Source organism: Paenibacillus sp. P4_E11, assembly GCF_056401635.1.
This window is the reverse complement of record NZ_JBFUIX010000042.1, coordinates 1-26,942: the sequence shown is the minus strand read 5'-3', so window position 1 is coordinate 26,942 and position 26,942 is coordinate 1. Positions and strand designations below refer to the sequence as shown.

Below are 26,942 nucleotides of genomic sequence, written 5' to 3'. Positions count from 1 at the left end.
GGAACTGCTTCCGGTTCGTGGCTGAATTCTTATTTCGCGATTGCTCCGCAGCTTGTGAGAACTCGAAGAAGAAGGGTTGCGGCTTGGGCGCGATTCGCTTCGCCGCGAGGCTCCAACTCGGTCTCCGTCATGCCTTGCAGCCATCCTTGACGGACGGACGCAATCATCGCTTCCCTCGCCCATCCCGAAATATCCCGCGCATCCGCGTAACGGTCGAGCGTGGACGTCACTTCAGTGGACGATTCGAGCGGAAAGCCTTGCAGCGTGGCAAAGCGCCGCAGTAGAACAGCGAGTTCTTCCCGCGTAACCGCATCGTTCGGCCGGAAGCGGTTATCCGCCCCTTCCACGAGCCCCAGCTTGGCAGCAGTCACCACAAACGGCGCATACCACGCATCATTCGCCACATCCAGGAAAGCGGGGGTAGTATTCGCCCGGGCGGAAAGCGCCTCCCCATACCCGCGTTGCAGCGATTCCACCAGTAACTTCGTCAACTCTGCCCTCGTAATCGGACGATTCGGCTCAAAGCTGTCGGCGCTGACGCCATCCACAATGTGGCGGCTTACGAGAACATCCACATCTTGGCGGCTCCAGTGGGTCGTCAAGTCCGCGAAAGGATGGTCGTACAGCAAGACGACATATTCGCCAAAGGCCTGAATGTTCGCGGTGATGCTGCGATTCGCTTCATCCAGAATTCCCCCGAGGTAGGTCCAATCCGATGGCGAGGACGCCTCTTTGAAATAGATGCCCAATCGGCGCGCATCCATACCCTTATGGAGAGCTGGATCATATTGAATGGTCAGTTTCATCGGTTGTTTCGGCTTGGTTTGACCTGCATCCATTAGGTATGACTGCGACAACCAGTAGTATTCGTCAGGCAAATGGCCGGCATTATATGGCAGCTCCTTAACCGTCAGCTTCGTCTTGCCATCGAACGTACCGGCTGCTGCTTGAAGCTGAAGCTTGCCTTCGAACGCTTCAAACTTGCCTCCGTCCTTACTTATGACCCATTCTCCATCGGCTGGCGGCCCTGTATGACCCGGACCCGGACCCGGACCCGGCCAGCCACCGCCGCCGCCACCATTACTACCTGGACCGGCTGCTGATGTTCGAGCTGTGACACTGGCGGCATCGGATTCATTGCCGTTCGTGTCGATGGCGATAATCGAAATGTTATATGTGGTCGAAGCACTTAACCCCGCTATTGAGTAAGCTTGCAAGCCCTTTGTCAAATCAACCGACTGAACGGCAGCATTGCCGCTCTCCGGTACCCAGCTAAGTCTCAGCTTCGCCAGACCCGGCGCTGCAGGGTCCTTCCATGTCACGTTCAGCTGGCTCCAGCTTGCAGCGACCGCGTTCAGCTCGCGAACGGATGATGGTGCCGTCAGATCGGGCTCCGTGGCGGCTGCCGTCCAGCTCGATCTAACGCCGGCAGATTCATTGCCGCTTTCGTCAACGGAAGTAACATGGAATTCGTAAGAGGAGCTTTCCTCCAGTAGAGCGATGCTGGCCCATTGGGTCCCCTTGCTCACTTCAAGAGGTGCGCTGAAGCTGGCGTCCGCTGCTTTCTTATATCGAACTCTTGCTTTCGATAAATCCATATCTGCGGGATCTGCCCATGAAAGTGTCGCAATCCCGTCGAAAAGCCCCACGCTCAGTCCCGAAACTTCCCCGGGCGGAGTTACGTCTCCTGCGACAATGGTCATATTTTGCTCGAAATCCGTCCCTATAGCAACGCCTGCGTAGCTAACGATTTGTCCGCTGACCGTTACCTTATAGACTGCGTCAACCGTCAGTGGACGGTCCGGTGTGAACTCGACAGCCATGGATAACACCTTGCCGCTTTCGGTAACGGGGGACTTGGCATATACCGCGCCGGTTACAGTCACTCCTCCTGCATCGGTAACTTGGACGGCTCCTTCATGCAAAGATTCGGCTGCGATCGGTTTCGTGAAAATCACATTCACCTTCGCTCCGCCCGGCTCAGCCAATACTTTGCTTACTGCTGGAGGCAGATAGGAAACTAATGGCACATTCACTTCTAACTGTGGCGGCGGTACGTCAAGTTCATTACTATAGCCTGTTATATAGCCGTCCTTTTCATATCTCACCCTCCATTTGCCTTCCGGCACATCCCATGCATATCTTCCCTGCCGATCGGTGATGAGTGGATTCTTCTGATTATACCACTGCGCATCCCATACGTTCCATGCCTTCGTGACCGGATCCTGCTCCATGACAGTCGCCGTCACGCCTTCCAGGCGATTACCATGGATACCTTCATAGACGTAACCGCTAGGATCCCAAATGAATCTAGGATCTGCTTGTGGTTTCTTGGGTAGTTTCGGCAAGCACTTGACTTTACTCAAAGCTTCTTCGAGCGCATCTAATTTATATGTGACCGCATCGTTGAGAATTTCCGAGGCCACATATTGGAAGCCGAATAGCGCCACAGTTCCTATTCCGAAGGTTGCAGGGCCAGAGACAAGAGCGACCGCCGCCAGTCCCCACTTGATCGTTTCATTGATCATAATGTCATTACCGATTTCCGTTGCCCAATCGGAATAATATTTGATCAGGTCAGGATCGCACAAGCTTTGTGCCCATTCCAAATCTTTGGTAACCCGGTCAAAAAGCTCCGGCTCTTCGGATATGCCCTTCATTTGCCAGAAACGGTCGAATAGATTCCAAAGCTCGTCAGCATTGCCCTTCACCAAATCGAGACCAAAGGTCAAGCCGATCTTGATCATCGAGCCTGAGACCAATGGAGCCGCCCCAAGAGCTGCGACCTTATTCTCCTTACCGGCCGCATTCGGACCGGATGCGCTTAACGCTTTGCTCATTAGCTCGAAGGCGGTCTTCAGCCCTTCGCCTTTTTGCAGCACTGCTTCCGGAACCATGGCTTCAAAGGTAATCGTTCCGTTTTTCCCTCTCAAGGAATGACTTACGTTCAACCCGTACACCGGAAGACCTGACGCTTTCGCCTTTTGGAGCTCTTGCTCAGTTGGCGTGTAATCCGATATTTTACTTACCTTATATTTGATATTGGATCGAATCTCATCGGTCATCATAGCGCTGATCGCCAGCGTATCGTTCGGATTTCCGCCTTCTCCGGGCATGTTAATAGATTCCGTTTTATATTGCTTCAGAGAGGAGTGCAGGTCTTCCCTGATTTGCTCCTCAGACGACGGCTCCCGAAGGTCCCTCTGAGGCTCCCATGACAGACGTTTCGTATCATAAGTCACCTGAATAGGTCCGATCTTTTCCGGCATCGGCATCGTCGCGGTAAAGATATCACCAGTCAGTTGGCCAATAGCGAACGAGCTTCCGAACTGTACGCGTACATTGGTAATTCGCGATGGATCCCTGAACTTCATGGTGAAAGTGAATGGATTACCGGGTACTACTACATACGGAAATACCGCTACGCCATCGTCGGGACGGAAGGTCTGTGTCTCTGAACGGCCCTGTTTCATCGTCACCACATCCAAGCCCGGATCATTCGGATCATAATTCACGATCGCTTCTTTACCTGAAATACGGTTGCCGGCGACCACTGTTTCTGCTCGGAGCCTGTGCTTGATCACATCTGTTCCCTGAATTTCCACCTGTAAGTTCCAGGTGCCTGCCGACGAAGCGGTCGTACGGCCGAGCATCAACGTACCGTCGTATACCATGACTTCCGCGCCAGCCGGCACAACTCCGCTCACCTGGAATAGCGGTTTGGTCACCAATTGGGGAGCGCGCAGCGTAACTGGCACAAGTTCCGCCACAGCGCTGCCAAGCAGTTCGTCGCGGCTTTCGGGAGCCGTATACTGCATTTTGCCGACTACCACGACCTGGGGATGATTCGGCTCATTTTGAATTTTAAGTTGAAGCTGCACACTGCCCTGCTCGCCAGCGGCGATCGTCCCAATCGGCACCTCCAGCGACATTCCGGTCGTATTCGGCGTAGCGGCTTTACCGTTCAGTACAAGCGTTCCCGGAACAAATTCCGCTTCCTGCGGCAGCTCGATCACCATACGCGCGTCCCGCACTTCTCCCGTACGGGTTGTGTTCTTGTATACGGCTCTCACCGTCAAACGTCCGCCTGGAGTCGACCAATCGGAGGACGTCTCCAGCCCGTTGCCCGGTCCGCCGAACAATCCGATCGGCTGCAGGCGAATATCTCCCAAATCGGCCATTCCCCCGGGCTTGGCGACGAAGTCGACTGTGGCTGTGACGGGCGCATATCGGTAAAACCCTTTAAGCAGCAACCGCTGATTCCCAATACCCTGAACCGGAACGATAAAAGCCCCTTTTACCTTATCGAACCGCAGTCCGATGGACTTCGTGGAATTGTCGCTCAGTTGGCTGACGACTGCGTCAATGTATTCGATCAGTGTGCCGTCCGGCTGGAATGCATGGAAAGAAGCTTCTCCTCCTGCATTAGCCAGCCTCATCTCGATCGTCGCTTCGTTGTCCTCTCCGATGACAGCCTCCTGGCACTTCGCCGGCAGTCCCCCTTCCACACCGTCCACGCAAATCCTGACCGTATCGCCGGTTGTCGCCCATGTCCGGTAAGCCGAATCCTCATATTTCCAGATCGAAGGCGTCATACTAACACGGAGATGAACAGCGGTAACCCCAAACCAGGGAATAGGTCCTTCCCAATCGCCTCCACCCAACTTGGTATACAGACTGAAGTTCACCTTGGCGGGCTCTTTCAAGCTGAAATCAACGTTTTGCTCGTCCGTTGCAATGATTGTGCTGATCGGAGATAAGCTCCCCGATCCAGACGAGTCTGTCGCCCGCAGCTTGACTTCGCCCGCAGGCACCCGCAAACTATAGCGACCATTTCTGTCTGATACCGCGCTGTACGTTTTGCTAAAGCCGTCCTGATCAACCGTGGCGGAAACCCTGCTTCCGTCAGCAGGGACTCCGTTCACGCCCACGACGACGCCTTGCAATACCGCCTCGGGCTTTTTGTTGAACGTAATATCATAGCGTTTGTTTAGCGAATCCGCCTGAATATCCAACGTTTGGATACTTTCCCCGGGATTCTCGGGGCTGAGCGTCAACTGCAGCGTTTCAGGGGCTGCGTTTCTACGCGTCAAGGGCAGCGATGCGGTCAGTGACCTGTACCCATTGCTTTCCCATAACATCTTCTGGTTGGCGGAGTCGCGCAGCGCAGCCCTGAAGAAAGTGTCTTGCCCTGCGCTGTTCTTCACGTTCAGCGCAAACGCGAGCTGAAATCGGGGGACAACCGTCACCAATTGTGTTTGCCCGAACTCCGAAGATGCAGCGGTTTGCTGAACCGACAGCAGCTGCTCCCATTTTCCATACCCGGGACGTAAAAAAATCGTATAATCCGTCTTTGCATACGGAACGTCGAACAAATAGGACAAAGCATCCTGATGTAACGTTTGACTTTCATAGTGGATCGGCACAAATCCGTCGTAAGATATAACATCCAATTGGGCATCGTTCAACAGGCTGGACCAGACGGAGGTAGCTGGCATGTCAAGCGTCACTTGCAGCCGATTGGCGACATTTTTGTTGAGTTCATAAACCCGGGGCAATTCGGTCCCGTCGACCTCAAGCGTGAATACCTTCAGCTTGGCCGTCCCTTCGGCAATCCGGAACACCCCTGTGTAAGTTCCGGCGCGTTCAGTAGCTTCCGTCAATACGGTCCATTCCTCGACGCTTTCCGGAGAATCCCCGCCCTGCCAAACGTCCTTGACCAGCTTGGCCCGGATAGGAAGACCGGACATCGCATTGATGGTTATGACGACATCGCTGCCTATAACCGGCACTTTGTCGCTATTTCGGCCGACTTGGCGGGAATAATCGATATTGTAGTCCCGTATCGTATCGGCAATTTTGACGAGCTGAATCTTCAGCTCGAGACGCCCTATTCCGAGCGTAACGGTTTGCTCAAGCGCAGCGTATTCGCGTTGAGCCTTGACGCTTACCGTAACGATCTCGCCCGCTGACCGACCCTCTAGCAGCGCAATGCCCTGTGCATCCGTCGCAATATGACCGAGTGGCGTCCCATTCTTGTCCTTGAATGTCACCTGAGCCGAGACGGGCGTATTGCCATACAGCACTTGGGCAGACAAGGATGCGGTGATCACCGGAGTCAGTACAATCGAAGTTGTGCCGCCCTTGTTCACAGTCAGGCCGCTTTGCCGGGCAACTTCCAATCCGCCTTTCGTATCGTTCATTACAATAGTGAGATCGGAAGTGGCCGGCCAGAAAAATTCATAATGTGCTTTCCCTTCGGCAAGCGGTTTCGTCGTCGTGCTGGCATTAGAGCTTTGCAGCAGGAACTGCGAGAATCCGAGCAGATCTCGATATTCAGTCTGAACATCGATCGAAAGTTTGCCAGCTACGTCAACAGGCAACCTGGCGGCGGTTTTGGTATTTTTTGTACCGTCGGCAAGCTTGGCCGTGATTGCGTCGACCTGTGTCAGACCTTCTGTGATCGGAAAGAAAGCGCGGTACATACCGGAAGCGGAAGCTGTTTCCGGCAACGCGATTGTTTTCGTTGCCGTCTGTATACGGGCTGGGTCGCCTTCGACCATCTTGCGGTAAGCAATCTCCGCGACTACTGTATGGCCCGGCTTGCCTTTCGCCTGGATCATCATATCGTTGCCGGGGATGAGGCTGCTGAATGTTTCGGCGCTACTGTGAACAGACCACTCCACCGAGTCGATCGCTTCATCGTACTGGCCTTGCTGGCATTCCCCATAGCAATACGTGTACAGTCCGCCTTCCCGGACGTATATGACCCGATTTCCAGCTTCATCGATTTGGGCTCCGCTGGAGCTGAAGCCAGGGTTGCCGACAAAGTCGACATTGCCCGTATTTCGGTCAAACCGTTCGTTATAACTGCTGAGATATATGTTGCCTTCCGGATTATTGTCAGTCAGCGTTGCTATGACATACCTCCCGTCGCCACTCAGCGAAGTCGACTTGTAAGCCTTGTCTTTCCTTTGATCTTGCGGGCGGTTATCCGGAAATAGGCCATCGATCCAATTCGCGCTGTCGTCGTCTCTCATATCGATAAACTGAACTTTGGCCCAGCCGCTTCCGGGTTTGGAGCGGAAGACGACAAATTTGCCGTCAGCGCTTAAGCTCAAATTCCGACTCGCGCCCGTGTAGTCGCGAAACCAGATGTGTCGGTCGGACGGGACATCGTATACGGCAACGGCGTTAATGCCAGGAATCTTTGTAGCGGGCGCTCCTTTCAAATTCGTCGAGTTCGTCTCGTAGGCGATCCGTTTGCCGTCACCACTTATGACTGGTGATTCACTTATTCCGTTACTTGGCAAATTGTCGTCCGTCTTGCTCACCAACTTCTTCGACTTGCCCGTCAGATCGTATAAATAAATTTGAGCGTCTTCAGCAAATACGACAAGGTCGCCGCTCGCATTCAATGACGGTTTGCCGGCCCTCTTTGTCGGATCGGAAACTAGCTCCAGCGTATCGGAATCGGTGTAATACACGTAAACGGCGTATTCGGAGCTGTCGGGCGGCTTCGCTGCCCGCAAATTGGATGCGTTCGACGAGAAGGCGATGACCGAGCCGGAGCGGTTAACGGCCAGTTCCGTAATTTCGCCATTCGGCATTATTCCGTCTGCGGTCAGGTCGAGCAGTCGGGTTGCTCCCGTCGTCATGTTGATTCTGTAAAGCTGCTGTTCGAAGTCCACATACAGGAAGGCATTGCCGGCGCCGCTTAAGACTGGCATCATGGAGAATCTCTCATTTTCCAGATGGACCTCGTTTGCGGGGGAAGTGCCTGCATAGATCGTTTGGTAGCCGGATTCATTGCCAGCCAGATCGACTGTCCGAATCCGGTATTCATATCGGCTCGAAGGCTCCAGATTATCGAAGATCACTTGCTTCTCCGTGGTTTCCTTGAGCAGTTTGCCCTTATTATCGTAAATCCGGTAGCTGGCAACAGACGGATCGTCGATCACGCCGCCTTGGCCGTGCGGTACCATCGGAGGCGTCCAATACAGCACCAGCGTCGTATTGGACTTCAGCCACCAGCCCAGATTCTCGACTTCACCAGGCGGCGTGCGGTCGACCTCGACGATTACCGGCTCCGAGGGTGGGCTCTGCTCTCCGTTCCGTTCGGCGACAGCCGTAATCCGGTAGATGTCTTCGTTAGCCAACTGCAGCTCGAACGAAAACCGTGAGGAAGCATCAGCGACGACCCTTCCTGCTTCGGTCGTATCCCCATTATTGAGGCGGTAGCTGATTACGACCGTGCTCCCTTCCGCTGCGCTGCCGGTTACGGCAATACTCTTCGCGTTCGAAAGCGCGGGAAGAGGGTCGAGTGCCGGCGCGGCTGGCTTCGCCGCCCCGTAAACGGCATTGACTACGCCCGGTGCAACGGCGCTAATCGAGCCAAGCTCCTTCCTGACGACCGGATCGCCGTTTCCTTCCGGCGCCAATTCGGTCAGCAGGCTGCGAAGCATTGCTTTCGAAGCCGCTCCGTCGGCAGCGAGCCCGGATGCTGCGACACCTGTTCCGGCCTGCGGCAGAAAGCCGACCAGCCAAATAGCGAGCGCCAGCGTCAGGCTGAGTATTTTACGCAATAAACGATTTCGTTTGCTCATGATTTTCTCCTTTTCCTTCTCCTTTTTCAATGCCTATCGCACATGACACACCGCATTGATGGAAAACAGTATCGTCCCCGCTTCAATAAGCACTCCCCCGACCCGTTCTGCCCCGGACTATCGTTTAGTGCACTTTATACTTCTGAATCAATTGACTTCTGTTGTTAATGTCCAGCTTCCTGAAAATATTCGTCAAATGCTTCTTCACCGTCACCTCGCTGAGGCACAGCTTGCCAGCGATCTCCAAATTGGTGTGACCTTGAAAGATCAACTCCACGACTTCCTTCTCACGCAATGTCAGGGCGGTAAGCTCCTCTTGTGTATCTCTGCGTTCGTCAAGTATGCCGAAGTTATCGAGCATCTTATTCAGATAACTCTGCAGCTTATTTCCTCTTGTATCAAGTTCATAGAATGGCGTCGGCGTTACGCCGTCATAATCGTAATGCACTGCATGCTTGGCTACCTGGCAACCCAGGCCTTGATGAATCTCTCGGAAGAACGGATTGGCCGGTGGCGCCGCAACGATAAATCCGGCCGAGATGATATGCGTGATGAATGTTAAGCCGGCAGCGGTACTCATCGATTGGTTGGCGAAATCGGGAATATCGATCGTCTTGACGAAATACCCCGCCCTCGACTCCTTCGGAACCTTCAATTCTTTCAGTCTGTGCTCCGGCAAGCCGACAAAATAAGCAGACGACAGCGGCTGCGTGCGCAGATAGTCCAATGTATGTGAGTTGATCGGTATAATCACCGACAGACCCGACAGTTCCCCTTGCCCATCCCGAATCAACTTGACAATACTCTGATCCAGCTCATACAGCTCCTGAAGATGGATATGCTTCAAAGTAAATAGATTTTCTTCTACGGAAATCACGTAATCGTAGCGCTCCAAGGTTTCGGGATGGGTATAGGTAATCTTTGTTTCCTTGGCCGATGAGCGTCTGTTCTCGATATAACGTTCCACCTCGGACCAATTGGAGCGGTTGAGTGGCTCCCAGCGATGGGTGCTCGAATTCTGATAGAAGAAGGCCAGGATCGCCGGATCACCTATATAATAAAACCACTCCACAGTCTCCCAAGCCACCGATTTCTTCTGCACCGATTCTTTAATCAGATCATAATAGAAGAGGATGCAGCGCTTCCGAATCGACTCGTATTGCTCAGGCGCACGCACCTGTAGCTCATGGCAGATCGCATCACGCATAAGGTCGTGAAGCAACCAGCCCCGATCCACCCGGCGGACGAAGGAAAGCCCTACGAGCCTTAGGAATTGCTCCGTCGTTACCGGCCTTCCCATGGCACACGAGAGCAGTTCCTGGTTGAAATGTCGCAGCACCGCTGCCGCCTCTACCAGCTCCCGAAGCTGCGGATCTGGCAGTTCCTTCAGCCAAGTATGCACCACCTGGGCGAACACGCTATTATCATCCACAATCGCCATTGGCTTCATAGCTGGGAACAACGTCGTGGAAACGAGTAGCGAAAGGGTCAGCGGATGCCCCTTGGTCTTACTCCATATCCGGTGGATATCGTCTTCGGCCTTGAAGCCAGATCGGCTCAGATACTCTTTCACTGAGAAATAATCCAGATCTCCGATCGGCAAATGGCTGATCAATTGGCGCCAAGCAGGTGAGGACAGCCATTCGCCTTGAATCGGATAGCGTCCGGATATGACGACAAGCACCTTGGAATGAAGCTGCGTCAGGAACTCTTCGCGGAACCAGTATTCAAGCTCTCCCAGTTCCTCGAACGTATCCATGGCAAGGACGACTCCCCCCGGATCGGATTCATGTTGAATCGCTTCCTGGCATAGCTCAATCAAGCGACTTAGGTTATCCGTATGTTCATCCTCAGACAAGTTGTAGCGGAGCAGTCGAAGTAGATGGAGACAGAATTCCTGAGGGTTATGTGGAAAATCCCTACTGTCAAGTAGTAGGAACCGCGTTTGCTCCTGATCGGCAATTCGGCGGAATTCGTCGAGGAGGTAGCTTTTGCCTACGCCACCAGTACCATAGATATTGAGAATACGTCCTCTATGTCTCTTCTCCGACAGTTGTTCACGGAAGAATTCGACTTCCTTTTGCCTGCCTACCAGATATTGCTGTTCAATCTGATCGATTTCATGAACGAATCGTTCCCCATCATTCCCAGCTTTGCCTGTTTCCTTCAACATGCTCCGAACCACACCCCTCTCCTACTGAATACCGCTTCTGCGGTCTGACTTACACCATCATTAATCCACCGTTCACATTCGTACAAGTACCCGTTAAGAACCGGCTCTCCTCACTAGCTAGAAAAGCAATCGCGCCCGACACGTCATCCGGCATAGCCACCCGTTGCAGCGGCGTCATGGCTGCAACCTGTTGCTGGATCGCATCAGGTGTATACCGTGACGCATCCGTCTGGACGAGTCCAGGTGAAACCACGTTCGCCGTCACCCCATAGGGGGCGATCTCCAACGCTACATATTTCGCAAACGCATGGAGTGCTGCTTTGGCTGGACCATGTGCCGCCATATAAGGCATCGCGACATCCGCCGCATTGCTGGATATATAAATAATTCTTCCATATTTCCGAGCTATCATTGAAGGCACAATCGCATGTGTCAAAGTAAATGCTGCCTTCATCTCGTCATTCAGCTTCTGGGCAAATTCCTCCCATTGCATCTCCATCAAAGGTTTCATCACGAAGGGCATATGCGCATTGCTCACCAAGATGTCGATGTCTCCAAGCGTTGTCTGAATATGAGCCACAGCATTCTTCACCTGTTCAGGATCACGCACGTCCGCCCTTGCCAGTTCGGCTTTCCCACCGACATTGCGAATCCGATCTACGATCGCCTGAGCAGAATCCTCCTGCTGAACATAATTCACTGCAACCCTAGCGCCCTGCTGGGCCAACATCAGTGCTGTGGCAGCACCGATTCCTCGGGCCCCTCCCGAGACGAAAGCTACTTTTCCATGTAAATTCATTACTATATTCCTCCTCTTATTTGATGAGCTCCGAGAACTTCTTTAATTTACCATGCATGCATGGGGGTCGATAGTATCCTATGGTAGTAGATAGGTAGTAGATAAGTGGAGGATAGGTGGGGGAAATAATGAAAAGCCACCCGATGAACAAGCTAACCCAATTCGGAGTATAATAGAGGTGTATACGATAGATGCACGGTGGAAATCTGTATGTATAGGTATCCGAATATAGCGTAGAAGAGGGTAAAGATGAGTGAGAAACAGTTTACAGATTATCCATTAAGTGAAGAGATCGTGAGGGCGCTGGATAGCTTGGGCTATGAGACGCCAACAGAGGTTCAGACGGAAGTCATTCCGGTTGCGCTTGAGAAGAAAGATCTTGTTGTCAAATCACAGACAGGCAGCGGCAAAACAGCCGCCTATGGAATTCCGCTCTGCGAGCAAGTGGATTGGAACGAGAATAAGCCGCAGGCCTTAATCCTGACGCCAACCCGTGAACTCGCGGTACAGGTCAACGAAGACCTTACGAATATTGGACGCTTTAAGCGGCTCAAGGCGACGGCTCTTTATGGGAAACATCCTTTTCATATGCAAAAAGCCGAGTTAAAGCAAAAAACGCATATGGTCGTAGGTACGCCCGGGCGTGTGCTGGACCATATAGAACGCGGCAYGCTACCGCTGCAGAAGATTGCCTATCTCGTTATTGACGAAGCGGATGAGATGCTGAATATGGGCTTTATTGAGCAAGTGCAGTCGATCATTCAAGCGCTGCCTAGTGACAGGGTTACCATGTTATTCTCCGCTACGTTTCCTGAGGATGTGGCCAAGCTGTCACGCAAGTATATGGACAATCCAGTTGAAATTGAGATCCAAGCGAGTGGTATTACGACGGCCACGATTGAACACTCGCTTATTCAGGTGATGGAGGCGGACAAGCTGGCGCTGCTTCAAGATCTGCTCATTGTGGAGAGTCCGGACAGCTGTATCGTTTTCTGCCGTACGCAGGAGCATGTGGATCGATTATTCAGAGAAATGGCTGATCTCGATTATCCATGTGATCGTATTCACGGCGGTATGGAGCAGGAAGAGCGATTCGAGGTGATGACTGCGTTCCGAAGGGGACAATTCCGTTACTTGATTGCTACAGATGTAGCCGCCAGGGGGATCGATATTACGAATATTACCCATGTGATTAACTACGATATTCCACTGGAGAAGGAAAGCTATGTGCATCGTACCGGACGTACGGGACGTGCTGGCAAGACAGGTAAGGCGATTACCTTCGTCACTCCTAAGGATGACAAGCGATTAGCTGAGATTGAAGCGTATATTGGATTTGCGATACCGAAAGTGAAAGCTCCTTCCGAAGAGGCTGTTGATCGCCGTAGAGAAGATTTCGAACACAAAATTAATGTTGGACCTGAACTGAAAAAAGATAAGCGCGAGCAATTAAACAAGCAGATTATGAAGCTTAACTTCAATGGCGGCAAGAAGAAGAAGCTTAGAGCCGTAGACTTTGTTGGCACGATCGCCAAGCTTGACGGGGTAAGCGCAGACGATATTGGGATTATTACGATTCTTGATCATGTAACAGATGTTGAGATTCTGAATGGTAAAGGACCGCTTGTGCTTGAAATGATGAAGAACACGACGGTAAAAGGCAAGCTGTTAAAGGTGCGCCGAGGCAATAAATAAGAGGGTGATTAGCATGAGCATAATTCGGCTGGAAAATGTAACTAAGAAATATGAAGATACCCTGATTTTCCGCGATATTTATTTCCGCGTGAGCAAGGGGGAGCGAATCGGTCTAATCGGACGTAATGGTGCCGGCAAATCGACTGTTTTCAAGCTGATTCTGGGTAAAGAGGAACCTACCGCTGGGAAGGTGGAAGTAGACCCTCAGGTGAAGATGAGCTACTTCTCCCAATTCTCGGAATTGCAGGGACGGCTGTCGGTGCAGCAGGAATTGGAGCTGATCTTCGAGCAGGTTGCACGTATTGAACAAGAGCTGAGGGATGTTGGGGAAAAGCTGGGTCAAGTCATCGATGCAGACGAGATGGATGGACTGCTGACACGGCAAGCAGAACTCTTTGATCAAATGGAGCATTTGGATGGCTGGAATGTAGCTGTCGAGATCAACACGGTTCTTACCAAGCTGGGATTTGATGACAGATCGCGGAATCAACCGGTGGATGAATTGTCCGGGGGTTGGAGGAACCGCGCCGCACTGGCCAAAATCTTAATTGAGCAGCCCGATGTTGTCTTGCTTGATGAGCCGACGAATTTCTTGGATTTGGAAGGGCTGGCCTGGCTCGAGCAGTGGCTGCACCGTTACAATGGGGCGATGATTCTGGTGTCGCATGATCGGCAGTTTATCGACAGAGTCGTTACGCGAACGATTGAGATTGAGAACTATCATTTTCAAGAATATGAAGGCAATTATACCGACTACATCCGTAAGAAAAGGCTGCGTAAGAAAGAATTGGACCGGCAATTTGAATGGGAGGAAGAGCTGCTTATCATGGAGTCCGAAGCCATCGATAATCGTTCGCACAAGAAATCCTCGAAGGACCGAATCGCGCGCAAGCTGACGGATATGAAGAAGCGGATTGAGCCGCATCCGGTGAACGTGCTTATTACCGATATTTATGAGCAACTACGCTTTCCTGATAGGCTGTGTGAAGTGCACCAAATCGGACAGAAGTATGACGATCGAACGATATTCCACGATGTAAGCTTCGACATTCAGAAGGAAGATCGAATCGCGATCGTAGGCCCGAATGGTAGCGGGAAGTCGACGCTGATTAAGGTGCTTACGGGACAGGAGCAGCCTAATTCGGGTGAGGTGGTTTGGGAGCGAGGCGTTAGCTACGCTTACTTTAACCGGATGTGGGAAGAGCTTGATCTGAAGGATACCGTTAGCCATGCGGTCAATATTTCGGGACTTGGTTTAAATGCTCCACGGAAAAAAGTGAACAAATTTCTAGCGATGCTCCAATTCTCAGAGACAGACCTAAGTAAAATCATCGGTAATTTATCTGGAGGGCAGCAGGCCCGAGTTGCTCTAGCCAAGTGTCTTCTCTCGGGGGCTGCCGTCATTATATTGGACGAGCCGACCAACCATCTCGATCTGACAAGCATACAGGTCATGGAGCAGGCCTTAATCCATTTCCCAGGAGCTGTCGTTACGGTAAGTCATGATCGATTTTTTATAGACAAAATAGCGACCCAAATGCTCACCTTCGACCCTGAGCTGGGAATAAGCGTACAGAACATCTAGGCGATTTGCTGGATCACCATTCGTATCGGATTTCTTGGATCGCGGTTAACGGAGGTTCGTTATCCTAAATCCGTACGGCGACTAAATAGAGGAGTAACATGACCGCCATACAGGCGGCGAATTTATAATTCGGTACCGCAAACTCGTATACCGGCTTCTTAAATAATCCCGCCAGCAAATTATTGACGGCCGAGACCGGCGATACGGTATTGGATAAACCCCAGCTTCCAAGCAGCAGTACAGCGAAATAGTTCGGACTGATGTGAACAGCCGCAGGATCGATGCCGGTTGCAAGAATGGTAACGAGTACGATCGGATGAAGGCCCACCATAGAAGTAACCGTAATAAGTGCTACTGTAAAAAACGAAAAGGATAGGGAAATCGGAATGGGGATCATCTCCAGCAGATCGGGGACGGACACCCCGAACCCGGTTGCGCCGATCGAGCCGCTGAAGAAACCCGCTGCCAAAAACAGAGTCATCTCCTTTTTCAGGGCTGGCAGTGTAACCGTGACATGATTCGCCAGCCCTTGCCGGTACGTCGCCATTGCCCCTTTTGCCCAACACCAGCTCAGCGGCAATAGGACTGCTGCTATGCAGGTGATCAGGACCATAGGCAGCTCAACTATTCGCTCCAACACCAAGATGACGGCAATGGCAGATGCCAAATAAACGCTGAGCCCGACCGGGAATGCAGATCTGCCCTTGTGTGCAGCTGGCTCCGCTTGGTCTGTGACCTCCCCTTCCGTTGGTGAGAGAGTACTTTCTGCATACCGCAGTCCTTTAATATCCACCACTAGGCTGACAAGGAGACTGATCAGCGACAAACCGAGCAAGTAGGGAAGCAGTGTCGACCAGTTTACCGAAAGCGATGAGATTACGACCGCCATGGCGGCAAAATAAGGAGACCAAAAAATCGCCCCCGCAAATCCGCGATTCAGCGCATTAGCAAGCAGCCGGGACATGCCCGGATGCTGTTTCGCAAAAACAACATGATAAACAACAGGTATGGATCCTACATTAAGAAAGACACCCATGATTTGGGTCAATAGCTGTGTTCCTGCGAACAGAACTGACTTATTGCGTACTTTCCTTTCATAGAACCGATTCAAGGCAGCGATATACTCCGGAAGTCGAACCGGGATCCCGAACAATGGAGCGAATACAAACAGGGTGACCAGGGTCACATTGATACCGGCTGCTTCAAACCAGAATTTTGCATCCACCTTCTGAAGGAGAAGGAGCACTACTCCCAAGGCTATAAAGGAAACGGTAAGCCATAACGTCATTCCTCTAAGCTGGGGCAGCAGCAGGGCTATAGCTATAAAGACCAAGCTGCCTAGCAGCGGGGAGAGCGGTTCCCAGCCTGTAAGTTGTTGAGCGATGAACACGGCGGCAAGCGAAAAGATGACCATTCGCTCTAGAGCTATCTGTACTGCAGGGGGTATCTTTTTCAAGATCGTCAATCGAATTGCCAGCAGCTTAAGCTTAAGTTGCCGAATTGATAACAGGGGCTAACTCCCTATAGTTATACAGGGCATGGACATCCCACGTTTCTAACTTGCTCTGCAGCCAGTTATCGAACGATTCCGCCCATTCGTCGATCCCTTCCCCCTGCCAGTTTAACCTCCGCAAATTATGAACGGTTCCACCGCTGCCTATAATAAGAATATCCTGCTCCCTGAGCTCGGACAAAGCTTTGCCGATTTGATATTGCTGCTCATTCGTTAGATATCGGTTTACGGAGAGCGCGACTACCGGAATGTCCGCTTCTGGGTAGATCAGCTTAAGCACGGCCCAAGCGCCATGGTCCAGCCCTCTTTCTTCGTCAAACGCGCTCTGAATGCCATGCTTGGTAAACAAAGAATGGATTTGTTCGCTTAGTGAACGCTGTCCTTTGGCCAGATAAGTCATCTGGTAAAGCTCATCTTGAAAGCCTGAGAAATCATAAATCGTGCTGTACGTATCCACGGTGCTAATCGTCTGCATCGACTCTTCCCAATGTGCGGATAAAAGTACGATCGCTTTAGGCTTGGGAGTGCCCGCCGCAAAACTTTTGATAAAAGCCGTATAGTCATTTTGTTCCAAGACAATCGAAGGCGCACCGTGCGCGAAAAAATAGGATGGCATCATAAGCTAACTCACTCCTTGTTTGAATGCGTACCCGCATCCGATTTCAGCCATTTCACAAAATCCCGTTGATTCTCCTCGGAAACGCCATGGTCGGTTGGATACGTTTTGAAAGTCAAACGAGAGGTTTGGTTTTCAAAATAAGCTGCCGTTTCATGGYCGATCCGAATCGGGAAGATCGAATCGAATTCTCCGTGGGAGATAAACACCGATACCTCTCTTACGCTTTTCAGAGGATACTCTGTTTTCACGAAATCAGGCACATACCCGTTTAACGCAACGATTCCTTTCAACTGATCCCCCATCGTAAGCGCAAGCGTCATGGACAAGATCGCACCTTGGCTAAATCCGAGCAAATAGCGCTTGGTCACGTCAATCGGGTACTTTGCTGTCGCATAATCGATGAATGCTTCCAGTTGATGAACCGATTGGTCGAACATTTCTCGAATGGGATTGCCGAGGCTCTTCAACTCGTAATATTGAAATCCTGCACCTAATGTAAGATTACCGCGAATACCGACAATAATAAAATCATCGGAAACCGGCGCAACCAAACCAACCATATTTTTCTCGTTAGACCCTTTTCCGTGAAGCGTGAAGATCGTCGGGTATTTTTTCTTAGGATCCATATGGGCTGGCAGTTGAATGTCATAATGATAAGCCGGGTTCATGAGCATAATCCTCCTTTAAGTTATATCCCGCGTTTTCTGAACAAAACGTAATCGACCGATAATGGCGTAGCTTCAGAAACTAACAAATAGATCGCCACTAACATGAAGCCTAGATCCAACTCATAACCGGCCATCTCGCTATTTCCAAGCAACCCCACGGAAAGCTTCATCGTAAAGATCGCGCCAAGGAGCATGATAACAAATAGCGCTGATACATAACGCGTAAAAAGCCCTACAAGCAGAAAAACACCTCCGACTAGTTCGAGCACCGCCACGACATAAGCCAAAATTCCAGGAACACCCATGGAGCTGAACCACGCCTCGACATTACCAAGACCCATTTGCAATTTAGTGATTCCGTGGGCTAGAAATAATATGCCCAGTACCACACGCATTATGGTCGATACAACTGTTACTTTCGTCATTCTATTCCCTCTCCGTTCTAGTTTATAAGTTATGAAGATATTTATTTCATATGACTAATATAAATAAAATGGTCTGGCGAGTCAACAAAAATATTGTTATTATTAATTTATAATTTGTATTACAAATATATTGTTGTGGAGGAACAACGGATGAATATCGGTCTTACCGTGCGGACAATCCGTAAACGAAAAAACATTACTATTGCTCAAATTTGCGAAGAAACCGGGTTATCCCAAGGCTTCATTAGCCAGGTCGAAACCAATAAGACCTCGCCGTCCATCGCTACATTGGAAAGTATAGCGAAGGCTTTGAAGGTCCCTTTGGCTTATTTGCTGCTGCAAAAAGAGGAACGCATGAATATTGTGCGTAAAGAGGAACGCAGGATCACGCTTAGCGGGGTTGAAAATTTAAGAGTGGAGCACCTGAGTGCAACAAAGAACGTAAGAATGATGCTCGTGGAGTTCCCTCCCGGTGCTTCGACAGGTGATGTTCCGCATGCTCACGAGGGTGAAGAAGTTCATTTTGTCATGAAAGGGAGAATCTGCGCTGAGCAGGGAGAAGATAACGCTGAATTTGGAGAGGGGGACTCTTTCAGTTGGAATGCCTGTACGCCCCATTTAGTGAGAAATATAAGTGAGGAAACTGCAATTGTTCTCATATCCATCTACACAGAAAGCGATCATGCAAAGGATTTCCTATAACCTATTTCATAATCAAGCCCAAGAGACCGACGAACGATGAGGCCTGGCTTGGTGAGATGATACAGCCATTCAAGTCTTCTATTTCCACAATCAACCCGCTGAACTCACAGTCGCTGAGATCGATTCCCTCCAATTTGCAGCCCGAAAAAATCGCCTGATCGATTTGACAAGCCGTAAACAACGTTTTTTGCAATGTGGAATGAAAAAGGTCGGCGCTGATCAATGAACAGTTTTCAAAAGCAGCTTGCTTAATATTGGTAAACCGAAATGCGGCGTAATCGCCTACACAGTCAAGGAAACGCACGTTCTGGAATCTGCTCCTCGTAAAGTCCGTCCCGATCAACTTGCAATTTCTGAACTCCGTCCGATGCAAGAACGAATCAGTAAGACAAACGTTCGAAAGATCGCATTTGTCAAAGACGACGTCTGTCAGTTCGATACCTATCAGAGAAGATTCCGTAACGGTTACATTCCGGAACACGAATTTTTCAAACGAAACCTTCTTGGCATCCTGGTTATCAATGGTGACATCACTTACGAATCCAAGGCGATATTCATCCTTCGTCCGAAGCGAGTTTACTTCATGAGTCAGGGTTGTCAGGTTGTCATCAGGGATTTTCGGCGGGTCAATCTTATGTTTCATGTCATCGATTCTCCTTGTGATACGGTTCAGCAAAGCTAAACGGCCTCAGTCCCATGGAATTCAGGACGAAGGCCGCATAACTCATTTTTATTTTTTTACTGCACTTCCTAATTGACGGCTTGCAGTTCCCTGCTCAGACCAAGCGTACGGTCGGTTGAAGTATGAATGGCTTGGATCAGCTCTGGGTTTTTCAACAGCGACTCGCCATAAGAAGGAATCATTTCTTTTAATTTCGGTTCCCACGCTTTAATATGCTGCGGGAAGCATTTTTTCATTAACTCCAGCATAACGGAAACGGCGGTAGAAGCACCCGGAGAAGCGCCGAGCAAGGCCGCGATCGAGCCATCCGCGTCACTAACCACTTCCGTACCAAATTGAAGCGTTCCTTTGCCGCCGGCAGCCGTATCTTTAATCACTTGCACACGTTGGCCGGCTACCACTAAATCCCAATCCTCGATTTGGGCGTTCGGGATAAACTGTCGTAATTCTTCCATGCGCTTTTCTTTGGATAACATAACCTGCTGGATCAGGTACTTGGTCAAGGAAACGTTTTTGGCACCGGCGGCCAACATGGTTACGACATTATACGGTTTTACGGAACCTAACAAGTCAAACATGGAACCGGTTTTTAAGAACTTCGGTGAGAAGCCGGCAAATGGTCCAAAGAGCAACGATTTTTTGTTGTCGATATATCGGGTGTCCAGATGTGGAACAGACATGGGAGGAGCCCCAACCGAAGCTTTGCCGTACACTTTGGCATTATGCTGCTCTACAACATCTGGATTATTACAGACCATGAATAGTCCGCTTACCGGGAATCCTCCAATATTTTTCCCTTCCGGAATCCCCGATTTTTGCAGTAAAGGCAGGCTTCCACCCCCACCGCCGATAAAGACGAATTTGGCCGTATGGCGTTCAACGGTACCGCTATCGACATGCCGCACTTTCAATTCCCATAAACCGTCGCTCGTACGTTTAATATCATCCACACTATGTTTGAACTTGATTTCGACGTTTTTACTCTTTAAGTGGTCAAACATGAGTCGCGTTAAAGCGCCAAAGTTAACATCCGTGCCAGAGTCGATTTTTGTGGCCGCTATAGGTTCATTCGACGTCCGGCCTTTTATAATAAGCGGAATCCAGTCCATCAGTTTTTTCGGGTCATCGGAAAACTCCATCCCTTGAAACAGAGGATTGTTGGACATCGCTTCAAACCGTTTTTTTAGAAACGATACATTTTGTTCCCCTTGGACTAAACTCATATGAGGCAAGGGCATAATAAAATCCTGCGGATGACGGATCAGATTGTGGTTGACCAGATAAGACCAGAACTGTCTTGAAACCTGAAACTGTTCATTCACTTTTATAGCTTTGCTGATATCCACGGATCCGTCTGGTTTTTCGTCGGTGTAGTTAAGCTCGCACAGAGCCGCATGCCCCGTTCCCGCGTTATTCCATTCGTTGGAACTTTCCTCGCCTGCGCTTGCCAGCCTCTCAAACACGGTAATTTCCCAATCCGGTACTAATTCTTTCAGCAGTGACCCTAATGTCGCACTCATGATTCCGGCACCAATTAAGATTACGTCTGTTTGCGTTTGTCTGTTGCTCATTTTAACCTTCCTTACACGCTAATATTTGAAGAAAAGATGTAGGCACTCCATTATGGTGTATCACTATTAATTATAGATTAAGATATATACTATTATATGATAGTTATATGCTATTTAAAAGCCGGAAAATTCAGTGATGACATCCTGTTGCAGTTAAAAAGTGAGAAACCGTTCACAAAACCATAGGAATACACAAAAAACCAATGCCTTAATCCAGCTACTTGCAAGGGTTGTGGCTATTAAGTGACGATTTCTAACGATATGGTATGATGGAAGCAAAGATAATTAGGAAAGGATTGGGATTGTGGAAAAAACTAAAAACTTGCTGGAGATCTACGACTCCAATATGCGTCCAAATGAAAAGCCCGATGCCGCCATTCACTGGTATTCACCTTTAGAGCAGCCTTTTCAAGTTTCAGGTTTGGCTTGGTTTAAGCAAGAAAGAAAGTATCGCAGAATGCCGACTTTGCCGACTAGAGCTATTCCTGAAGCCGTCGATCATTTGGCCAATCACACCGCTGGAGGGCAAATCCGCTTTCAATCGAACTCTTCTTCATTGTCAGTCAGGGTGAAGCTGAAAGCCAAAGCCAATATGACACATATGCCGCCAACCGGACAATGCGGCATTGATTGTTATGTAGGCTCTCCCGATACAATCGCTCCATTGCAGTATGGCAACACAACCAAGTATGACGTCACTCTCACGGAATACGAATGTACGCTGTATACCGATTGGAGCTCCACGATGCGCAATATCGTACTTAACTTGCCGTTGTATCAAGGGGTGGAGGAGATATGGGTCGGTTTGGATGGGGATGCCACTGTGACCGCTCCTCCTAGCTACGCTTCTGAAAAAAAAGTGATCTTCTATGGGACATCGATCACTCAAGGAGGCTGCGCCTCGCGGCCTGGCATGGCACATACAAACATTTTGAGCCGTAAGATTCCCTTGGAATTTATTAATCTTGGTTTTTCGGGAAATGGAAAGGGAGAACCTGAAGTTGCCGAAATCATATCACAGATTAACGACCCTGCCTGTCTTGTCATTGATTATGAAGGCAATTGCGTAAGCACCGAACTTTTTCGCAAGACACTTCCGGAATTTATAAAAATTTATAGAGAAGCTCACCCCATAACACCTATCTTGATTGCATCACGAATTCGTTACGCACGTGAGGAGCTGACACCTCACTTGTATGAGATGAGAATGGAACGTAAGCACTTCGAACAGTCACTCGTTAACGAGTTACGGGAGCAAGGTGACTTGAATATTTATTTCTTCGACGGCTCTGGATCACTCGGTGGTGAAGATTTCTTCGAATGTACGGTAGACGGCTCGCATCCAACAGATCTTGGTTTCCTGCGGATGGCAGACTCCCTTGAACCCGTTCTGAAAACACTGCTGTTGTAATCTGAATTGCGACAATCAATCCGGCTACGAATGGCAGCCGGATTATTTTTCGTCTTCATTTTTGGTACGGTCTTGCATATAATCTCTAGGGCGAACATTCTTGTTCAAAAAGTCGGATGATTCGCCTCTTAATGTCATAAATCCCCACTCTATGTACAGTTCTTGTCTATTTGCCTCGTTTATAATGAGGTTGATTTTTATTAATTAGGAGGTGAGTTATGAACGTGCCATTCAAAAAGTATGCTGCCGAATTCATTGGAACATTGGTGCTTGTTCTGTTCGGCTGTGGCAGTGCCGCTACAGCGGGAGGAGAGCTCGGATATTTGGGAATCGCATTGGCATTCGGGCTCTCTATTGTGGCGATGGCCTACGTCATCGGTCCGATTTCGGGGTGTCATATCAACCCAGCGGTTTCACTTGCCATGCTCCTTAGCCGTAAGCTAACGGGTACCGACTTCATCGGGTACGTTGTTTCGCAAATCGCCGGTGCTATTGCGGGCTCCGCCATTCTATACGCCATCATCGTCTCCGCGGGCATCCCCACGACGGGGCTCGGTCAGAATGGTTTCGGCCCTGGCTATGGGATCGGGATTTCAGCGCTGATGGCGGTCATTGTCGAAATCGTTTTAACCTTCGTTTTTATTTATACGATCCTGGGCGTGACCTCCACGGAGAGCAGTGGAAACGTAACCGGCCTGGTCATCGGACTGACGCTCGCTTTCGTACATATTTTTGGCATTGCCTTAACGGGTACGTCCGTCAATCCTGCAAGAAGCCTGGGGCCGGCATTTCTGCTTGGCGGGCAGGCCTTATCCCAAGTGTGGGTGTTTCTTATCGCCCCGTTTGCCGGCTCGGCGCTGGCCGTTGCAGTATACCAGTGGCTGAACAGCAGCCATAAGGGAAAGCAAGCGTAAAATGGTAAAAATAAGGGGCTGTCCCATAAGTCATTGAAGATAACTTAGGAATTGCCCCTTTTTGTTTCCGCGCCTTTAAACCCTTCACTGTTTACGTACATGGAAAGTGACCTTTGTCCCTGTACCTAACGTACTTTCGATATGAAATCCTGTTCCAAAGTGCCGTTTTAATCGCTGATCCGTATTGATCATTCCGACTCCCGACCTGCTATCTGCTTTTCTTTCTAATAATAGTTGCAATTGAACTTCGTCCATTCCGATTCCATCGTCTTCAACGGTTATCTCTGCATGCGTTGCATAGGAAGAAATCCGAATGAAAATCTTTCCTCCGCGAGTGCGCTTCATAATGCCATGTCTTATGGCATTTTCAACTAGAGGCTGGATTGTAAGATAGGGGATTTTTAATTCCTCGCAGTCCTCGATCGCCCAAACAACCTGCAGCCTTTCTTCAAACCGAACCTTCTCAATATACAGATAAGAGCGCACCAGACTTAGCTCTTCTTCGATCGGAACAAGTCCATCCATATCTTGGAATCTGAATTTATTCCGCAAAAAAGTGCTGAACTCATTAAGCAAATTACGCATCTTATCCAAATCAATGTCGCTTAAAGCTGTTATAGTATTCAAAGCATTAAATAAAAAATGAGGCTGGATTTGCGCTTGCAGCCATGCTGCTTCTAATCGCAATTGTTCCCGAACCGATTGTTTAATCGTAGTTAGCGCCTCGATCCGCGATTTTATTTCTATGGCTTCCACCGGTTTTGTCACATAATCGTTTGCTCCCGCTATGAAACCACTCTGAATATCTGTCGGCTGGCTTCTTGCGGTAAGGAGCAAAACAGGGAGCTCTGTGAGTGTAAACCGCTCACGAATCTTTCGTGTCAGCTCATAGCCGGACATCTGCGGCATCATAATATCAGAGATGACTAGATCCCATTCCTTTGTATCCAGTACAGCCAACGCTTCTTTACCGCTTGTTACCATCGTGACTTCATATTCTTCAGGCGGCAGTATGGCTTCAAGCACTTGAAGGTTAACAGGATCATCATCAACAATTAAGATGAGCGGACGATCACGATTCATGTCTAATAAAGTGATTGGTTTCGTAGCGGGAGGGATATCCGCCTTTTCTGAATTTATCGAGACTTGTTCCTGAATCGGCATAGCTTGCATTACTAACGGTTCGAATGAGTCAGAACCATCTTCCTCTTCCTCCGCTTTCAAACCTGCCAGCTTTAACGAAAATGTAAATTTGGAGCCTTCTCCTAACACAGAGGACACATCTAACATACCTCCATGAAGTTCAACCAGTTGCTGGCTTATACTTAGACCTAACCCAAAGCCGCCTTCAATCATGGTCTCACTCGCGCTGGCTTGCTCATATGGACGGAATAGACGCTTAAGCATTTCCTCATCCATGCCAATCCCGGTATCGGCAATAACGATATAAGCACTTCCGTCCTTGGTAAAAGCTTGAATCGAAATGACCCCTTCATTCGTATACTTCACAGCATTATGAAGTAAATTGAAAACGATTTGAATAACCCGGTTCTCATCCGCATCTACTGGAGGAAAATCTTCAGGAATTTGATTTACAATGTTTACAGACTTCACTTCTGCGTTAAATTGCAGCATATCCAGTACTCCGGTTACGATTGGCTGAATCCATATGGCTTTTTTCTGCAGACGCGGATTGCCTTCCCTTAAACTCATCACATCGATCAAATCGTTTAATATCAATGTCAGCCGACGTCCTACAGATGAAACCGTTTCAAGCTCTTTGATACTCCTTTCCTGCAACAAATGTCGTTCCCTTTTTAGAACGGATTGTGACATGTTCAGAATGCTATGAAGCGGATTTTTAAATTCATGCGAAGTGTTTGCCAGAAATTGATCCTTATGGTCATTCATTCTTTGCAATGTTGTAGCAATCTCTTTTGTGTGGGCATGCATGACAAAATAACCCTTAAACCATACAGAGGCTAAACAACCCATCGAAATAATCATATCGAACGGATAGTAGACAAGACTCAAACCGTTTCCCTTCCAGAATAACACCCAAATAAAATGATGAACCAAGGCAAAAAAAGAAAACAGCAGTAGAAGATTACTCTTTATATCCTTGATTACTTTTTTAAAGAGTGTAATCAGCGTGATCCCTGCAGCAATACCACACAATAGATAATAAACCGGGAAGAGCATAATTATTTGGTTAGGGGCTAGGAACAGCGTAATGCCGACAGTCCCAAAACTCAGTACCGTATATACACGATACATCCTGTTCCAATACGGGAGCTCGCGATAATTCGTACACTCCAACAAAGCATAGGCTCCCATAACTAGAGTAATATGAGATAGCCGAAAATCCCAATCCTTGCCGATGTAAAATAATTGGTGGAACAACTTCTCATCATTACTTAATACATTATTAAGTGTTATACATAATGTCAGCAAAGAAAAATAAAGCAGCTTCTTTTCCTTATTTCCCAATAAAAATAAAATAAGCGAATAGACAGAATGCATAAGAAATATAATGGTTGCCAGAAGCTGCATAGAAACGGAGACCTTCATTTCCTTTGCAATGGCTTCTTCTGAACCAAATTTAATGGATCGAACAATGCCGCTACTTCTACTATCCACATAATTTGCCGCCTGAATCACAAGTTCGATTAAGCCGTTTTCGTCTGCCGTAAAGGTTGTAGAATAAGGCAGGTTCTTCGCAATATATTCATCCTCCGATTCCGCCACCCGCCCGGATTTAGCAAGCAATCGGCCATTTACGTATAATTCTGATGAAGTGCGTACACTGGGCACACGAATACTATAATTAAGGTCCTTTTCCGGATTTACATAAAGTCGCAAACGATAAGAACCAAATCCGTATGGAGTTGGCTTTTCAGCATCCAAAGCTTCATTCCATTTTCCCGGAACCTGAATAAGCCTTGGCTCATTCTCGCCTAATCCTTGTTGCTTCCTATGATCCATCAGCCATTGTGAGGGAAAAAACTCCCATTCCCCATCAAGTAAAACAACATCCCCATCTTCTGCATTCCAATCGCGTAAATTTAATTGCCCGTTTTGAATTGGCGTCTGTTCTTGATCGCGAAACGATTCCATCCACAAAATGCGCGAGCCAGATAAAATAACTAATAATAACCCTAGCAATAATACAATATGGCTCTTTTTCACAAGAAGGTTTCCTCTCCTAGTATTAAGTGTTCGACGATATTGATATTTCCCAGGCGTTTTCGCCCTACGTTTACTCTTCGGCATTATGCTCCGAACTTTTCACTATCCAGAAGCTCAATAAAACAAGGAGCAGCTGCCTCGGCGATCTGCTCCTTGTTTTGAGTAACTATCATGCCCGTTAGTATTTCTCATATTAAACAACGATTCGCTTTCACAACTCTTTTAATGGACAACCAAAGTGACAATAATATTATCCGTCATTAAGATGGAATTTACAATAAAGAACAATTTATTGTCTTTCTCCATACCTTCCATCTCCTTCTACTTGTGGTAGGGTTTATTTGCGAAGTAGTATGCGCTATTTTTATTGCGATGATCTGGGAAGTGTAA

The 26,942-nt window shown here is 49.0% G+C and carries 15 protein-coding genes; 5 read left to right on the top strand and 10 right to left on the bottom strand.

Features of this window, described 5'->3' with window-relative positions:
• Positions 1-29 precede the first annotated feature (29 nt).
• From AC1DWB_RS16965 to AC1DWB_RS16955, 3 genes are all read right to left on the bottom strand, one after another.
• On the bottom strand, positions 30-8,606 hold the full coding sequence (locus AC1DWB_RS16965) for an S-layer homology domain-containing protein (RefSeq protein ID WP_477542262.1): 8,577 nt from the start codon (positions 8,604-8,606) through the stop codon (positions 30-32).
• Positions 8,607-8,730: 124 nt separating this feature from the next.
• A complete protein-coding gene (locus tag AC1DWB_RS16960; protein WP_477542261.1) occupies positions 8,731-10,779 on the bottom strand; it encodes a helix-turn-helix domain-containing protein in 2,049 nt (682 codons plus the stop codon).
• A gap of 49 nt (positions 10,780-10,828) precedes the next feature.
• A complete protein-coding gene (locus AC1DWB_RS16955) occupies positions 10,829-11,578 on the bottom strand; it encodes an SDR family NAD(P)-dependent oxidoreductase (protein WP_477542260.1) in 750 nt (249 codons plus the stop codon).
• Between the two features lie 249 nt (positions 11,579-11,827).
• Here AC1DWB_RS16955 and AC1DWB_RS16950 point away from each other — a divergent pair, with 249 nt between their 5' ends.
• The gene (locus AC1DWB_RS16950; protein WP_477542259.1) at positions 11,828-13,273 is read left to right on the top strand and encodes a DEAD/DEAH box helicase; all 1,446 of its coding nucleotides are present in this window, start codon (positions 11,828-11,830) and stop codon (positions 13,271-13,273) included.
• A 13-nt stretch (positions 13,274-13,286) separates the two neighbouring features.
• Entirely contained in the window at positions 13,287-14,858 is a 1,572-nt protein-coding gene (locus AC1DWB_RS16945; protein WP_477542258.1) for an ABC-F family ATP-binding cassette domain-containing protein, read from the top strand.
• A gap of 64 nt (positions 14,859-14,922) precedes the next feature.
• Here AC1DWB_RS16945 and AC1DWB_RS16940 read toward each other — a convergent pair whose 3' ends face one another.
• Genes AC1DWB_RS16940 through AC1DWB_RS16925 form a run of 4 tightly spaced genes read right to left on the bottom strand, consistent with a single transcriptional unit; the run spans position 14,923 to position 18,083 of the window.
• Positions 14,923-16,323, bottom strand: a complete 1,401-nt coding sequence (locus AC1DWB_RS16940) for a hypothetical protein (protein WP_477542257.1) — start codon at positions 16,321-16,323, stop codon at positions 14,923-14,925.
• Between the two features lie 22 nt (positions 16,324-16,345).
• Positions 16,346-16,990: a DODA-type extradiol aromatic ring-opening family dioxygenase gene (locus tag AC1DWB_RS16935; RefSeq protein ID WP_477542256.1), complete on the bottom strand. Its 645-nt coding sequence runs from the start codon at positions 16,988-16,990 to the stop codon at positions 16,346-16,348.
• 8 nt (positions 16,991-16,998) lie between these two features.
• Positions 16,999-17,658 (bottom strand): alpha/beta hydrolase, encoded by a 660-nt coding sequence (locus AC1DWB_RS16930; protein ID WP_477542255.1) that lies wholly within the window; start codon positions 17,656-17,658, stop codon positions 16,999-17,001.
• A gap of 20 nt (positions 17,659-17,678) precedes the next feature.
• Positions 17,679-18,083, bottom strand: coding sequence for a DoxX family protein (locus AC1DWB_RS16925; RefSeq protein WP_477542254.1), 405 nt, complete (start codon positions 18,081-18,083; stop codon positions 17,679-17,681).
• A 150-nt stretch (positions 18,084-18,233) separates the two neighbouring features.
• Here AC1DWB_RS16925 and AC1DWB_RS16920 point away from each other — a divergent pair, with 150 nt between their 5' ends.
• A complete protein-coding gene (locus AC1DWB_RS16920; protein ID WP_477542253.1) occupies positions 18,234-18,785 on the top strand; it encodes a helix-turn-helix domain-containing protein in 552 nt (183 codons plus the stop codon).
• Position 18,786: 1 nt separating this feature from the next.
• Here the strand turns inward: AC1DWB_RS16920 and AC1DWB_RS16915 are convergent, their stop codons facing one another.
• The gene (locus tag AC1DWB_RS16915) at positions 18,787-19,428 is read right to left on the bottom strand and encodes a pentapeptide repeat-containing protein (protein WP_477542252.1); all 642 of its coding nucleotides are present in this window, start codon (positions 19,426-19,428) and stop codon (positions 18,787-18,789) included.
• Positions 19,429-19,535: 107 nt separating this feature from the next.
• Complete coding sequence (locus AC1DWB_RS16910; protein WP_477542251.1) at positions 19,536-21,038, bottom strand: malate:quinone oxidoreductase; 1,503 nt, start codon at positions 21,036-21,038, stop codon at positions 19,536-19,538.
• Between the two features lie 304 nt (positions 21,039-21,342).
• Between AC1DWB_RS16910 and AC1DWB_RS16905 the strand changes: the two genes are divergently transcribed.
• Both AC1DWB_RS16905 and AC1DWB_RS16900 read left to right on the top strand, forming a co-directional pair.
• Complete coding sequence (locus AC1DWB_RS16905) at positions 21,343-22,449, top strand: SGNH/GDSL hydrolase family protein (RefSeq protein WP_477542250.1); 1,107 nt, start codon at positions 21,343-21,345, stop codon at positions 22,447-22,449.
• 218 nt (positions 22,450-22,667) lie between these two features.
• Positions 22,668-23,363, top strand: a complete 696-nt coding sequence (locus AC1DWB_RS16900; protein WP_477542249.1) for an MIP/aquaporin family protein — start codon at positions 22,668-22,670, stop codon at positions 23,361-23,363.
• A gap of 84 nt (positions 23,364-23,447) precedes the next feature.
• Here AC1DWB_RS16900 and AC1DWB_RS16895 read toward each other — a convergent pair whose 3' ends face one another.
• Complete coding sequence (locus AC1DWB_RS16895) at positions 23,448-26,552, bottom strand: hybrid sensor histidine kinase/response regulator (RefSeq protein ID WP_477542248.1); 3,105 nt, start codon at positions 26,550-26,552, stop codon at positions 23,448-23,450.
• Between the last annotated feature and the right edge of the window lie 390 nt (positions 26,553-26,942).

What these genes read in the sequence shown, in the direction of transcription:
- AC1DWB_RS16965 (WP_477542262.1), bottom strand. Translation starts at nt 8,606, where the DNA reads ATGAGCAAACGAAATCGTTTATTGCGTAAAATACTCAGCCTGACGCTG.
- AC1DWB_RS16960 (WP_477542261.1), bottom strand. Translation starts at nt 10,779, where the DNA reads ATGTTGAAGGAAACAGGCAAAGCTGGGAATGATGGGGAACGATTCGTT.
- AC1DWB_RS16955 (WP_477542260.1), bottom strand. Translation starts at nt 11,578, where the DNA reads ATGAATTTACATGGAAAAGTAGCTTTCGTCTCGGGAGGGGCCCGAGGA.
- AC1DWB_RS16945 (WP_477542258.1), top strand. Translation starts at nt 13,287, where the DNA reads ATGAGCATAATTCGGCTGGAAAATGTAACTAAGAAATATGAAGATACC.
- AC1DWB_RS16935 (WP_477542256.1), bottom strand. Translation starts at nt 16,990, where the DNA reads ATGATGCCATCCTATTTTTTCGCGCACGGTGCGCCTTCGATTGTCTTG.
- AC1DWB_RS16925 (WP_477542254.1), bottom strand. Translation starts at nt 18,083, where the DNA reads ATGACGAAAGTAACAGTTGTATCGACCATAATGCGTGTGGTACTGGGC.
- AC1DWB_RS16920 (WP_477542253.1), top strand. Translation starts at nt 18,234, where the DNA reads ATGAATATCGGTCTTACCGTGCGGACAATCCGTAAACGAAAAAACATT.
- AC1DWB_RS16915 (WP_477542252.1), bottom strand. Translation starts at nt 19,428, where the DNA reads ATGAAACATAAGATTGACCCGCCGAAAATCCCTGATGACAACCTGACA.
- AC1DWB_RS16910 (WP_477542251.1), bottom strand. Translation starts at nt 21,038, where the DNA reads ATGAGCAACAGACAAACGCAAACAGACGTAATCTTAATTGGTGCCGGA.
- AC1DWB_RS16900 (WP_477542249.1), top strand. Translation starts at nt 22,668, where the DNA reads ATGAACGTGCCATTCAAAAAGTATGCTGCCGAATTCATTGGAACATTG.